The organism is Mesorhizobium sp. WSM3866 (genome assembly GCF_002294795.1).
Taxonomy (GTDB): domain Bacteria; phylum Pseudomonadota; class Alphaproteobacteria; order Rhizobiales; family Rhizobiaceae; genus Mesorhizobium.
The window spans coordinates 1-13,771 of record NZ_NSGC01000021.1 but is presented as its reverse complement, the minus strand read 5'-3'; the positions used below and the strand labels follow the sequence as shown (position 1 = coordinate 13,771).

General features: G+C 62.9%; 12 protein-coding genes. 11 read left to right on the top strand and 1 reads right to left on the bottom strand.

Features of this window, described 5'->3' with window-relative positions:
• The first annotated feature begins 104 nt into the window (after positions 1-104).
• The 9 genes from CK222_RS28805 (at position 105) to CK222_RS28765 (ending at position 10,807) form a co-directional block, all read left to right on the top strand.
• Complete coding sequence (locus CK222_RS28805) at positions 105-1,886, top strand: acetolactate synthase 3 large subunit (protein ID WP_082953814.1); 1,782 nt, start codon at positions 105-107, stop codon at positions 1,884-1,886.
• 76 nt (positions 1,887-1,962) lie between these two features.
• The gene (gene ilvN, locus CK222_RS28800; RefSeq protein ID WP_040969991.1) at positions 1,963-2,535 is read left to right on the top strand and encodes an acetolactate synthase small subunit; all 573 of its coding nucleotides are present in this window, start codon (positions 1,963-1,965) and stop codon (positions 2,533-2,535) included.
• A gap of 122 nt (positions 2,536-2,657) precedes the next feature.
• Positions 2,658-3,254 (top strand): LysE family translocator, encoded by a 597-nt coding sequence (locus CK222_RS28795; protein ID WP_095802692.1) that lies wholly within the window; start codon positions 2,658-2,660, stop codon positions 3,252-3,254.
• Positions 3,255-3,446: 192 nt separating this feature from the next.
• The gene (locus tag CK222_RS28790) at positions 3,447-4,718 is read left to right on the top strand and encodes an efflux RND transporter periplasmic adaptor subunit (RefSeq protein WP_095802662.1); all 1,272 of its coding nucleotides are present in this window, start codon (positions 3,447-3,449) and stop codon (positions 4,716-4,718) included.
• Positions 4,715-7,873, top strand: a complete 3,159-nt coding sequence (locus CK222_RS28785) for an efflux RND transporter permease subunit (RefSeq protein WP_095802661.1) — start codon at positions 4,715-4,717, stop codon at positions 7,871-7,873. The genes CK222_RS28790 and CK222_RS28785 overlap by 4 nt, the downstream gene beginning before the upstream one ends.
• 65 nt (positions 7,874-7,938) lie before the next feature.
• Positions 7,939-8,544, top strand: a complete 606-nt coding sequence (gene nthA, locus CK222_RS28780; protein ID WP_095802660.1) for a nitrile hydratase subunit alpha — start codon at positions 7,939-7,941, stop codon at positions 8,542-8,544.
• Positions 8,541-9,200, top strand: coding sequence for a nitrile hydratase subunit beta (nthB, locus tag CK222_RS28775; protein WP_095802659.1), 660 nt, complete (start codon positions 8,541-8,543; stop codon positions 9,198-9,200). The genes nthA and nthB overlap by 4 nt, the downstream gene beginning before the upstream one ends.
• Complete coding sequence (locus tag CK222_RS28770; protein WP_176477764.1) at positions 9,187-9,537, top strand: nitrile hydratase accessory protein; 351 nt, start codon at positions 9,187-9,189, stop codon at positions 9,535-9,537. The genes nthB and CK222_RS28770 overlap by 14 nt, the downstream gene beginning before the upstream one ends.
• 142 nt (positions 9,538-9,679) lie before the next feature.
• Positions 9,680-10,807, top strand: a complete 1,128-nt coding sequence (locus CK222_RS28765; RefSeq protein ID WP_095802690.1) for an ATP-dependent RecD-like DNA helicase — start codon at positions 9,680-9,682, stop codon at positions 10,805-10,807.
• Between the two features lie 103 nt (positions 10,808-10,910).
• Here CK222_RS28765 and CK222_RS28760 read toward each other — a convergent pair whose 3' ends face one another.
• On the bottom strand, positions 10,911-11,444 hold the full coding sequence (locus CK222_RS28760; RefSeq protein WP_348628819.1) for an STAS/SEC14 domain-containing protein: 534 nt from the start codon (positions 11,442-11,444) through the stop codon (positions 10,911-10,913).
• Here CK222_RS28760 and CK222_RS28755 point away from each other — a divergent pair.
• Positions 11,422-12,162, top strand: a complete 741-nt coding sequence (locus CK222_RS28755; RefSeq protein WP_095802658.1) for a pyridoxine 5'-phosphate synthase — start codon at positions 11,422-11,424, stop codon at positions 12,160-12,162. The two genes, CK222_RS28760 and CK222_RS28755, sit on opposite strands and share 23 nt — an antisense overlap.
• An 83-nt stretch (positions 12,163-12,245) precedes the next feature.
• Positions 12,246-13,771, top strand: a 1,526-nt coding sequence (locus CK222_RS28750) for a potassium transporter Kup (protein ID WP_095802657.1), incomplete at its 3' end; no start/stop codon positions are given.

Genomic DNA, 13,771 nt, shown 5'->3' with positions numbered 1-13,771 from the left:
CCCATGCGCATCCCACAGGCTCCCTCGGGGGCCTTTTTTATTGCCCAAAACCCAACTAAACGACCAGCAAATCGCCAGATGGCGAACAGTACGGGACCAGACCGATGAGCAACGGACATAACGAGCGGCGCGAAATGACGGGCGCCGAAATGGTGGTGCAGGCGCTGAAGGACAACGGCGTCAAGCATGTCTTCGGCTATCCGGGCGGCGCGGTCCTTCCGATCTATGACGAGATCTTCCAGCAGGATGAGGTCGAGCACATTCTGGTCAGGCACGAGCAGGGTGCCGGCCATGCCGCCGAAGGTTATGCGCGTTCGACCGGCAAGGCCGGCGTGCTGCTGGTCACGTCCGGCCCCGGGGCCACCAATGCGGTGACGCCGCTGCAGGACGCGCTGATGGATTCCATTCCGCTGGTCTGTCTCACCGGTCAGGTGCCGACTTCGCTGATCGGCTCCGACGCCTTCCAGGAATGCGACACCGTCGGCATCACGCGCCCCTGCACCAAGCACAATTGGCTGGTGAAAGACGTCAACGAGCTCGCCGCCACCATCCATGAAGCCTTCCATGTCGCGACCACCGGGCGGCCGGGCCCGGTCGTGGTCGACATTCCGAAGGATGTGCAGTTCGCCAAGGGCATCTACGTGCCGCCGCAAACGGCGCCGCGCACCAGCTATCAGCCGAAGGTCCAGGGCGATCTGGAGAAGGTGAAGGCCGCCGTCGAATTGATGGCCGGCGCGAAGAGGCCGATCATCTACAGCGGCGGCGGCGTCATCAATTCAGGTCCGGAAGCCAGCCATCTGCTGCGCGAGCTGGTCGACCTCACCGGCTTCCCGATCACCTCGACGCTGATGGGCCTCGGTGCCTATCCGGCTTCGGGCAAGAACTGGATCGGCATGCTCGGCATGCATGGCACCTACGAAGCCAACATGGCCATGCATGATTGCGACGTGATGATCTGCATCGGCGCGCGCTTCGACGACCGCATCACCGGCCGGCTGACCGCGTTCTCGCCGAACTCGAAGAAGATCCATATCGACATCGATCCGTCCTCGATCAACAAGAATGTCCATGCCGACGTGCCGATCCTGGGCGATGTCGGCCGCGTGCTGGAGGATCTGGTGCGGCTGTGGCGGGCGACTGCCAAGGCCGACAAGAAGGCGCTCTATCCATGGTGGGAGCAGATCGCGAAATGGCGCGCGCGGGACTCGCTCGCCTATAGGATGAACAACGACGTGATCATGCCGCAATACGCGATCCAGCGGCTCTATGCGCTGACCAAGGATATGGACACCTACATCACCACCGAAGTCGGCCAGCACCAGATGTGGGCGGCGCAGCACTATCACTTCGACAAGCCTAACCGCTGGATGACCTCGGGCGGCCTGGGCACGATGGGATATGGCCTGCCGGCGGCGCTCGGCGTGCAGATCGCACATCCGAATGCGCTGGTCATCGACATCGCCGGCGACGCTTCGGTGCAAATGACGATGCAGGAGATGAGCTCGGCCGTGCAGTACGAAGCGCCGATCAAGATCTTCATCCTGAACAACCAGTATATGGGCATGGTGCGCCAGTGGCAGCAGCTGCTGCACGGCAACCGGCTGTCGCATTCCTACACCGAGGCGATGCCGGATTTCGTCAAGCTGGCGGACGCCTATGGCGGCCATGGCATACGCTGCGACAAGCCGGACGAGCTGGACGACGCGATCCGCGAGATGATCTCGGTGAAGAAGCCGGTGCTGTTCGACTGCCGCGTGGCGACTCTCGCCAACTGCTTCCCGATGATCCCGTCCGGCAAGGCGCATAACGAGATGCTCCTGCCTGACGAGGCGACCGACGAGGCGGTGGCCAACGCTATCGACGCCAAGGGCAGGGAACTGGTGTAGCGGCAGGCAGCGTCTGCGGCGGAAGCCGTGTGGAAACAGATAATTAGCGCCAAAGTTTGAAATCGAGATTCACGTCATGAACGCACAGCTCCAGCCGACCGGCTCCGCCTACTTCATCGCCAAGGAAACCGAAAAGCCGGAAACGCACACGCTTTCCGTGCTGGTCGACAACGAACCGGGCGTGCTTGCCCGCGTCATCGGCTTGTTCTCGGGGCGCGGTTATAACATCGAAAGCCTCACGGTGTCCGAGACCGAGCACGAGAAGCATTTGTCGCGCATCACCATCGTGACGCGCGGCACGCCGCATGTGCTGGAGCAGATCAAGCACCAGCTCGAGCGGATCGTGCCGGTGCACCGCGTGGTCGATCTCACCGTGCGCTCGCACGAACTCGGCCAGGAGCGGCCGCTGGAGCGCGAGCTTGCCCTCGTCAAGGTCGCCGGCGCCGGCGACGCCCGCGTCGAGGCGCTGCGGCTGGCCGATGCCTTCCGCGCGTCGGTCATCGACGCCAACACCGAGCATTTCATCTTCGAGATCACCGGCAAGGGTTCCAAGCTCGACCAGTTCATTGCCATCATGAAGCCGCTCGGCCTGGTCGAGATCTGCCGCACCGGTGTCGCAGCCATGAACCGCGGCCCGCAGGGCATGTAGGCGCGCCACCCACCGCTCCGGCTGCTTCAAATTCTCCTCGCTGGTCCGGCGGTCGCCCGTCCGTGGCTTTTGCGCGCCTGCCGAAAAAGGACAATATAGCTGACCTATCCGGGGAGGATGTGATGTCCGTCAACGCGTTCCTTGCACTCCTGGTCTATGCCTTCGTGACGTCGATCACGCCGGGGCCGAACAATCTCATGCTGCTGGCCTCCGGCGTCAATTTCGGCATAGTCAGAACGGTTCCGCATATGCTGGGCATCAGCATCGGTTTTCTGGTTCTGCTGCTGGCCGTCGGCTTCGGACTCGGCGCGGTGCTGACAGCGTTTCCGGCGCTGCATGCTGCGCTGAAAATCGCCGGCGCAGCCTATCTGCTCTATCTCGCCTGGAAGATCGCCATGTCGCGTTCGATGGGTGGCAAGGACGGGGCGAAGGCGCGTCCGATGCGCTTCATCGATGCCGCCGCGTTCCAATGGGTCAACCCGAAGGCGTGGGTGATGGCGATCACTGCCATGGCCGTCTACACCAATCCGGATCATCCGTTCGTCTCGGTGGCGCTGATTTCAATCGCCTTCACCATCGTCAACCTGCCCAGCGTTTCGGTGTGGGCCGGGTTCGGCACCGCGCTGCGCGGCTTCCTTTCGGATCCCATGCGGCTGAAATGGTTCAACATAGGAATGGGTCTGCTGCTCGCAGCGACGCTCTGGCCGATGCTGCGTTAAGGGATCGCCACGGCACGTTAGCCGGCTGCACAACAATTGTGCAGTGCATATTAAATCTTCGTAATCCCGCGTTTTGGCTCTTTTCCGCCAAAGCCTTGTCCTATCTATTCGGCGAAATTCGCGGCAACGGCCGTGAAATGAGCTGAGAATAGACCACCGGTTTCGGCGTGTCGGATAGAGGGCCAGTTGTCGATGCGCGGAAAAATCGCCTTTACAGTCGTCGCTCTGGCCTGCCTTGCAGGTGTCGGCCTTTATCTGTCGCCCGCCACGATGGGCAGGGTGCAGCAGCTGATCTCCGGCCAGCAGGCCGACACAGCCGGCGCCGACACGACCAAGGCATCGGGCAGCCAGAAGGGCGGCGCTGGCGGCGCGCGTTCCGCCTCGATCGTTTCGGCAACTGCGACGACCGCCGATTTTCCGATCCGTCGCTACGCCATCGGCTTCGTCTCCTCACCGTCGGTGGTCAGCGTGAATGCCCGTGTCTCCAGCCAGATCGTGTCGATCGCGGTGAAAGACGGGCAAATGGTCAAGGCCGGCGACCTTCTCTTCTCGCTCGATGACCGCGCACTGAAGGCGCAGCTTGCCAAGGATCAGGCGACGCTCGTCAAGGACCAGGCCCTGCTGGTGAGCGCCACGGCGGATCTTCAGCGCGCCAAGGACCTTGTCGCCAAGCAGGCTGGCACGCAGCAGACTTACGACCAGGCACTGGCGGCGCAGAAGGCCGCGGCCGCCACCATCGATGCCGACAAGGCGACGATCGACGCCGATACCGTCCAGTTAAGCTACGCGACCATCAGCGCGCCCATCTCAGGCAGGCTGGGAGCGGTCAACGTCTCGGTCGGGGATCTCGTTACTACCAGCAACGGCTCAAGCACCACGACGCCGCTTGTGACCATCACACAGATGGACCCGCTGCAGGTTAATTTCACTCTTCCGGAAAGCAACCTTGCTTTATTGCACAAGGCGCTGGCGAGCCCACAGCAAGGCGACGTGACGCTCACCAAGGACGGCGATCCCACGCCGATCGGCAAGGGCACGCTCGATTTCGTCGATTCCAGCGTCGACACCGCCTCCGGCACCATCGCCACGCGGGCGAGCATACCGAACTCCGATCTTTCGCTTTGGCCGGGGCAGTATGTGAATGTCATCCTTGATGCCGGCACGATGCCGCAGATGACCTCGGTGCCGACGGTCGCGGTGCAGCCGAGCCAGAAAGGTCCCTTCGTCTATGTGATCAAGCCGGACAACACGGTCGAGATGCGGCCCGTGCAGGTGGCGCTGACGGAGGGCGATAACAGCGCCATCAGCCAAGGCCTCAAGGGCGGCGAGAAAGTGGTGGTCGAAGGCCAGACAAGGCTAAAGGACGGCGCGACGGTGCACGAAGGCAAGACAGCGAGCAGCAGCGGCGATCAAAATTCGCCTAAGGTCGCTCAGGCCGACAAGGCCGGCGAGGCTCGCCCATGATTTCCGAATTCTGCATACGAAAGCCCGTCGCCACGCTGCTGATGTCGTTCGCCCTCGTGCTGGGCGGACTGTTCGCTTACAAGTTCCTGCCGGTTGCGGCGCTGCCCAGCGCGGAGTTCCCGGTGGTGAATGTCTCGGCCCAACTGGCCGGCGCTTCGCCGGAGACCATGGCGACCTCGGTCGCGACGCCGCTGATCAAGCAGTTCGCAACCATTGCCGGCATCGATTCGATTTCGACCACCAACTCGCTGGGCCAGACCTCGATCGCCATCCAGTTCGTGCTCAACCGCGACATCGACGCGGCTGCCGCGGACGTTCAGGCAGCCATTGCGCGCACGCAAAAATCGCTGCCGCCGCAAATGACGGCGCCGCCAAGCTATCGCAAGGTCAATCCGGCCGATGCGCCGATTCTTCTGATGTCGCTGGTCAGCGACACCGTTCCACTCACCGACCTCGACGCCTTCGCCGAAAACGTCATCTCGCCCTCGCTGTCGACCATCGATGGCGTTGCGCAGGTTTCGATCTACGGACAGCAAAAATATGCGGTGCGCATCCAGATCGATCCGACCGCGCTCGCCGCGCGCGGCATCTCGATCGACCAGTTGCAGACGGCCGTGGCCTCGGCCAACAGCAACACCCCGCTCGGCGTGCTGCAGAACGACAAGCAGCAGCTGACGATCACGGCCAACACTCAGTTGATGAACGCCGCCGATTTTTCAAACATTATCATCGCCACCAAGAACGGCCATCCGGTGCGGCTGGGCGAGGTCACGCGCGTCATCGACTCGGTCGAAACCACGACGACGGCGAGTTGGTATGACGGCACGCGCGCCATTATCATGGCCGTGCAGCGCCAGCCCGACGCCAATACGGTCGACGTCGTCGACAAGGTCAAGGCGATGCTGCCGTCTTTCCAGGACCAGATGCCGGCTGCCGCGAGCATCAAACTGCTCAACGACCGATCCACCTCGATCCGCCAGGCCGTCGACGACGTGCAGTTCACGCTGCTCCTGACCATCGCGTTGGTGGTGATGGTGATCTTCGTGTTCCTGCGCCGCGTCACGGCAACGATCATCCCGGCGGTGGCCGTGCCGATCTCGCTGATCGCGACGCTCGGCGCGATGTTCCTGTTCGGCTTCTCGATCGACAACATCTCACTGATGGGTCTGACGCTGGCCGTCGGCCTCGTCGTCGACGACGCGATCGTCATGCTCGAAAACATCTTCCGCCACATGGAGGAGGACGGGCTGTCGGCTTTCGACGCCGCGCTCAAGGGCGCGCGTGAGATCGGCTTCACCATCATATCGATTTCGATTTCGCTGGTGGCGGTGTTCATCCCCGTGCTTCTGATGGGCGGCGTCATCGGCCGTATCTTCAACGAATTCGCCGTCGTGGTAACGGTCGCCATCCTGGCGTCGATGTTCGTGTCGCTGACCCTGACCCCGATGCTGTGCTCGCGGCTTTTGTCGGTGACCAAGGCCGATCGCGAGGCGCATGCCGACGGTCACAGACATGATCTCATCACGCGTGGCTATGACTGGATCCTGAGCTTCTGCCTGCGCCACACCTTCCTGGTGTTCCTGGTCTTCGTCGGCACCGCGGCGGCCTCCGTCTGGCTGATCCAGGTTTCGCCGAAGGGCTTCTTCCCGCAAGAAGACATAGGCCAGATCTCGGTAACCACCATCGCCCGCCAGGACATCTCCTTCGACGCGATGACGAAGCTGCAGAGCCAGGTCGCCGACGTCTTCTCGCATTCGCCTTACGTCGATCACGTCGCCTGGTCGGTGGGCAGCGGCAATAATGCGCTCAATCAGGGACAGTTGTTCGTGCAACTGAAGGACAAGGACAAGCGTCCCGACATAGAGAAGGTGCTTTCCGATTTGAGGCGGCAGCTGTCCGGCGTCGCCGGCATCGAAACCTATATGCAACCGGTGCAGAACCTCAGGCTCGGCTCGCGGTCCTCGGCCAGCGCCTATCAGTTGGTCGTCCAAGGCCTCGATAACGGCGCGACGGACGCCTGGGCGCAGAAATTGAACGACGCCATGGCCGCCGATCATAAATTCTTCACCGACGTCACAAGTGATTTGCAGAACAACGCGCTGCAGGCGTCGCTGGTCGTCGATCGCGACAAGGCCGCTCAGCTCGGCATCGACACGGACACGCTGCGCTCCGCCCTCTATGGCGGCTTCGGCACCGATCAGGTCTCAACCATTTTCGGCTCGGCCGACAGTTACGAAGTCATCACCGAGCTCGATCCGAAGATCGAGTGGTCGCCGGAGCGCATGCTGGCCATTCAGGTGAGAACGGGAAGCGGCAGCCTCGTTCCTCTCGGTGCCTTCGCCCGGGTCGATCGCACAGCCGGCGCCTTGACGGTCAACCAGCTTGGCCAGTTGCCGGCGGTGACGATCTCCTACAACCTGCCGCAGGGTGTCTCGCTCGGCGACACGGTGACCCGCATCAACCAGCTCAAGGACCAGATCGGCATGCCGCAGGCAATCGGCACCACCTTCGCCGGCACGGCCAAGACGTTCCAGGATTCGCTTGCCAATCAAGGGCTGCTGATCGGGGGCGCGATCCTCACGATCTACATCGTGCTCGGCATGCTCTACGAGAGCTTCATTCATCCGCTGACCATTCTGACGGGCCTGCCATCGGCGGTACTGGGCGCGGTGGTTGCATTGCGGCTCTTCGGCATGGACCTGTCGGTCATAGCCGTGATCGGCATCCTGATGCTGATCGGCATCGTCAAGAAAAACGGCATCATGATGATCGACGTGGCGCTGGAGTTGAGGCGCGAGGGCATGTCTGCGCTGGACTCCATCCACAAGGCCTGCCTGATGCGTTTCCGGCCGATCATGATGACGACGCTGGCGGCCTTGATGGGCACGTTCCCGATCGCGCTCGGCACCGGCGCCAGCGCCGAGCTGCGCCAGCCGCTCGGCGTTGCCGTGGTCGGCGGCCTGCTCGCATCCCAGGCGCTGACCCTGTTCGTCACGCCGGTCATCTATGTCTATTTCGAGCATTTCTCCGGCTGGCTACTCAGCTTCTCCTCGAAGAAGAGCCGGCCGGCGTTGCATGCGGTCGAGCCGGTCGAGCAGCCCTCGCTCTTTGACCCCGGAGAAAATGCCGAACCGAGAAAGTTGGCCGCCGAATAGGCGGCCCGGCTCTGGCCCAAGTTGCCGAGCTTGCGGGGGCGTGCGCACGATCGTAACCTTGCGCCATGTCCCATGATCACGACCACGACAACGAGCTCGATCCGTTTGCGGCGCGCGTGCGCGCATTGGAAACGATCCTTACCGAGAAGGGCCTGATCGATCCGGCGGCCATCGACGTCATCGTCGATACCTACGAGACGAAAATCGGCCCACGCAACGGCGCCAGGGTGGTGGCGAAGGCCTGGAACGATCCGGCCTATGCCGAATGGCTGAAGCGCGACGCGACGGCGGCAATTGCCTCGCTCGGCTATACCGGGCGTCAGGGCGAGCACATGCAGGCGGTGTTCAACACGCAGGAGACGCACAACCTCGTCGTCTGCACGCTCTGCTCCTGCTATCCGTGGTCCGTGCTCGGCCTGCCGCCGGTCTGGTACAAGGCGCCGCCCTATCGTTCGCGGGCTGTTATCGATCCGCGCGGCGTGCTGGAAGAATTCGGGCTAACCTTGCCCGCGGGTAGGAAAATCCGCGTCTGGGATTCGACGGCCGAGCTTCGCTATCTGGTGGTGCCGATGCGGCCGAAAGGCACCGAGGGCTGGAGCGAGGAGCAACTCGCCGGCCTGGTCAGCCGCGATTCGATGATCGGCACGGCGCTGGCGAAGGAGCCGGCATGAACGGGCCACAGGATCTCGGCGGACAGATGGGCTTCGGCCCGGTCGCGCCCGAGACGGACGAGCCTTACTTCCATGCTGCCTGGGAGCGGCGGGCACTAGGCGTCACGCTCACTGCCGGCGCCATGGGTGCCTGGAACATCGACGAGAGCCGGCATGCGCGAGAATCGCTGCATCCCGCCGATTATTATTCGTCGAGCTATTACCAGATCTGGATCCAGGCGCTTGAGGTACTCCTGAAGCGCCATGGCTTCGTGACGGAACGCGACCTTGCCGCCGGCAAGGCTGTCGATCCGGCGGCGACACCCAAACGCGTGCTGAAGGCTGCCGATGTGCCTGCCGTGCTCGCCAAAGGTGGGCCTTGCGACCGTCCCGTGGCTGCGCCGGCACGCTTCCAAGCGGGCGACCGCGTGCGGACGAAGAATTTCAGTCCCACCGGCCATACGCGCCTGCCGCGCTACGCGCGCGGCAAGAACGGAAGGATCGAGGCCGTTCGCGACGGCTTCGTGTTCCCGGACAGCAACGCGCATGGCAAGGGCGAGAACCCGCAATGGGTCTATACCGTGGTTTTCGACGGCGCCGAGATCTGGGGCGAGGGCGCCGATCCGACATTGACCGTCTCCATCGACGCCTGGGAGAGTTACCTTGAGCCCGCATAAAGGCGCGCTGCCGACGGGTTTCGACGATCCGGTGTTCGCCGAACCGTGGCAGGCGGAGGCTTTCGCCATGACGGTGGCGCTGCACGACAGCGGCCTGTTTTCGTGGAGCGAATGGGCGGACGTCCTGTCCGCCGAAGTGAAGAAGCCGGACGCCGCGAGGGACGGCCACGACTATTACGAGCACTGGCTGTCGGCGCTGGAAAAATTGCTGGCGACCAAGGGCGTCGCCGGCAAGCACGAGATCGATGCGCTCGCGGCCGCCTGGGAGCGTGCCGCGCACGCCACGCCGCACGGCAAGCCGATCCTGCTGGAGAATGATCCCGGAGCCCGCCGGTAGCCCGGACTCAAGCTGCGTTCCCTTTACGTTCTTGTTTGCGCCTGATAGCGTGCCGAGCTGATAATGAATGAGACCGTCGCCGACGACGCCGGTGATGGCACGCAACCTTGTGTTTCGCTCGCGAATCCGGTCTGTCGAACTGATGGAATTCTCTCCCCAACAGGACGAGGCTTTGAAGGCGGTCGGCCGCTGGCTGAAGGATGGGCGGCCGCAGATCTTCCGCCTGTTCGGCTATGCCGGCACCGGCAAGACGACGCTTGCGCGCTATTTCGCCGAGCATGTCGACGGGCAGGTGCAGTTCGCGGCCTTCACCGGCAAGGCTGCCCAGGTGCTGCGCTCCAAAGGAGCGACCAACGCCCGCACCATCCATTCGCTGATCTATCGTCCGAAGGGCGAGGAATCGGTCGAGGACCAGGTGACCGGCAAGACCTCGATGTCGCCGACCTTTTCACTCAACCGGCAAAGTCCGATCGTGCGCGCCAAGCTGGTCGTCATCGACGAGTGCTCCATGGTCGACGAGCAACTCGGCCGCGACCTGATGAGCTTCGGCACGCCGATCCTGGTGCTCGGCGATCCGGCCCAGCTGCCGCCGATCTCCGGCGGCGGCTTCTTCACCGAGCATGAGCCGGATGTGCTGCTCACCGAGATCCATCGCCAGGCGCGCGACAACCCGATCATCCGGCTGGCGCTCGACGTGCGCGAAGGCCGCGAGTTCATGCATGGCGACTACGGCACGGCGCAGGTGATCGGCAGGGAAGGGGTCACGCAGGATCTGGTGATGAAAGCCGATCAGGTACTGGTCGGCACCAACCGCACGCGGCGGCGCTACAACCAGCGCCTGCGCGAGCTGAAGGGCTTTTCCGCCGATTATCCGCAGGCCGGCGACAAGCTGGTCTGCCTGCGCAACGATCCGGCCAAGGGGCTGCTCAACGGATCGCTCTGGAAAGTGATGACCTCGTCGCGCGAGACGGTGAAGCCTGGCATCAACCTGCTCGTCTCGCCGGAGGAGGACGATCCCGATCGCGGCGTTGCCAAGATCAAGCTGCTGAAGGCGGCGTTCGAGGATCCGGATGCCGAGATTCCATGGCAGCAGAAGAAGCGATTCGACGATTTCGACTACGGCTATGCGCTGACCGCGCACAAGGCGCAGGGCTCGCAGTGGAATGACGTCGTGCTGTTCGACGAGAGCTGGGCCTTCAAGGAGACCCGGCAACGCTGGCTCTACACGGCCATCACGCGTGCGGCCGAGCGGCTGACGATCGTGCGATAGAGCGGTTCACCGGGTCAGGAAACGGTAAACCCCTCTAGCTCGTTGTTTTGGCGCAATCCGAGCGGAAAGCCGTCACACCTTTCATGGAATTGCTCCAGTCCGCTTATTCTGCCGGCCTCGCATCGAGCCATTGCCAGGCCGCGGCTTCGTCCTGACTGGTGAAATGCCGGAATTCGAACGGCAGAACCTTCGGAAAGAAGTCGCCGACAAGCGATGCCCAGCGCGGTTCGCCGATAGCTGCGCAACGGACGACATGCTCCAGCGCGTCGGCCACACCTTGCTGCAGCGTCTCTTGCGAGATGTTGGCCCAGTCGACGCTCTCCTCGTCAGTCAGCCGCACCAGCACGTCGATCCTCGGGTGCAGAGCATAAGCAGCTTCCAGCAGCCCGAAAAGGTTCTCCGCATCCGCCGGCGAAACATCGCCGACGACGTCGATGGCAAAAAGTGCGTCACGGTTGGTTTCAATGCGGCGTATCGCCGGCACCGCCTCGAGGAAATTCACTGGCAAATCCTTGTGTTGGCCATCAGCTAGTCTCTGGAACACCGGAAACCCACTATCTGTTCCCTGCAAAGGCGCTATAGATGCCCGCCAAAACCAAGCTGGATGCGAATTCATGCCTGCAAAGCTTTCGGTCAACCTCAACGCTGTCGCCATGCTGCGCAACCGCCGCGACCTGCCGTGGCCGAGCGTCATAGGGCTGGGGCGCATCGCTCTTGCCGCCGGCGCGCATGGGTTGACTGTTCATCCACGCCCCGATGAGCGGCATACGAGACATTCCGACTTGCCGGAGATCAGGGCGCTGATCGACGATGAGTTCCCCAAGACGGAATTCAACATCGAGGGCTACCCGACAGAGGATTTCCTGGTGCTTGTCGAGAAGAACCAGCCGGAGCAGGTGACGCTGGTGCCCGACGATCCGGCGCAGGCGACATCGGACCACGGCTGGAACTTCGTCGCGCAGGCCGCGTTCCTGACACCGATCGTCAAGCGGCTGAAGAAGGGCGGATTTCGCGTGTCGCTGTTTTCCGACGCCGATGCGGCCGGCGTGAATGCCGCGCGCGATACCGGCGCCGACCGGATCGAACTCTATACCGGGCCCTATGGCGGTTACCATTCCGATTCCGCCAAGGCGGCCAGGGAATTGGAAAGACTGGGAAAAACCGCGGACGCGGCACTCGCGGCGGGGCTCCAGGTCAATGCCGGCCACGATTTGACCGTGAACAATCTGCCGGCATTGATCAAACGCATCCCCGCATTGGCCGAAGTATCGATCGGACATGGGTTGACAGCGGATGCGCTGGAGTATGGCATGGCCGGCACGGTTGGGCGGTTCTTGAAGGCCTGCGGATGGTAGGGCGAGGATGCCTTGCGTAGCTCCGGCGTGTTCCGCGCTTTGCGGCAGCCTCGGAGCGTGGCGAATCTGATGAAGTGGGGTTCATGGTGCTAGCCAACGCCAGCGAAACAGAATCCCTCGAACCTTCGGGCCATGCCGAAACCGAGCGGCAGCACAGCACCAAGGTTCTCATGCTCGGCGCTCTCGGCGTCGTCTACGGCGATATCGGCACGAGCCCGATCTACGCCTTTCGAGAGGCTCTCCATGCTTCAGGGGGAGTGGTTGCCCGCAACGATGTGCTCGGCGTGCTGTCGCTGATCGTCTGGGCGCTCACCATCATCGTCACGATCAAATATGTCGCCTTCGTGCTGAGGGCCGACAATAAGGGCGAGGGCGGCACGCTGTCGCTGATGGCGCTGGCACGGAGCGCCTATCCGCAGGGCTCCAGCCTGATCCTCGTGATCGGCCTCTGCGGCGCGGCCCTCTTCTTCGGCGATTCGATCATCACGCCGGCGATCTCCGTGCTTTCGGCGGTTGAAGGCCTGGAAGTCATCACGCCGGCGCTCGATGCCTATGTCGTTCCGATCACGCTGGTGATTCTGGCGGTGCTTTTCGCCGTGCAGCGTTTCGGCACGGGCAAGGTGGCGGCAGTGTTTGGACCCATCACGGCGACATGGTTCGTGGCGATCGGCGTTGCCGGCCTCTATCACATCGTCGACGATTGGTCCGTCCTGTTGGCTATAAACCCCTACTATGCGGTCTATTACCTGGCCACCACGCCGACGGGCGCCTTCGTCACCGTCGGCGCGGTTTTCCTCGCGGTCACCGGCGCCGAGGCGCTCTATGTCGACCTTGGCCATTTCGGCCGCAAGCCAATCGTGCTGGCCTGGTTTTCCATCGTTTTCCCTTGCCTGCTCCTCAACTATTTCGGGCAGGGCGCCTTCGTGCTCTCGCACGGCGGCAAGCCGACCAACCCGTTCTTCCAGATGCTTCCCGAATGGGCGCTAATGCCGATGGTCGCCCTGGCAACGGCGGCGACGGTCATCGCCAGCCAGGCGGTGATCTCCGGCGCCTTCTCGCTCACCAGACAGGCGGTGCAGCTCAATCTTCTGCCGCGCATCGAGGTGCAGCACACATCCGAGATGCAAAGCGGCCAGATCTATATGCCGAGGGTCAATCTGCTGGTCGCGCTCGGCGTGATGCTTCTGGTCGTCGGCTTTGGCAGCTCGAGCGCGCTCGCCTCCGCCTATGGCATTTCGGTGACCGGTGAGATGCTGATGACGACGATCCTCTTGTTTGTCGTCATGCGCTGGCTCTGGAAATGGCAGCTGGCGCTCGCATTGGCGCTGGCGCTGCTCTTCGGCGTCATCGACCTCGGCTTCTTCTCGGCCAATGTCGTCAAGATGGTCGAAGGCGGTTGGGTGTCGATCACTGTCGCTTTGATCATGGGGCTGATCATGTGGACTTGGATTCGCGGCACCCGCTACCTATTCGACAAGACGCGCCGCAACGAAATTCCGCTCGACTTCCTGGCGATGAACCTCCTCAAGAAGAAGCCGCAGCTGGTGTCCGGCACCGCCGTGTTCCTGACCAGCGATCCGCTGAGCGCGCCGACCGCGCTCATGCACAG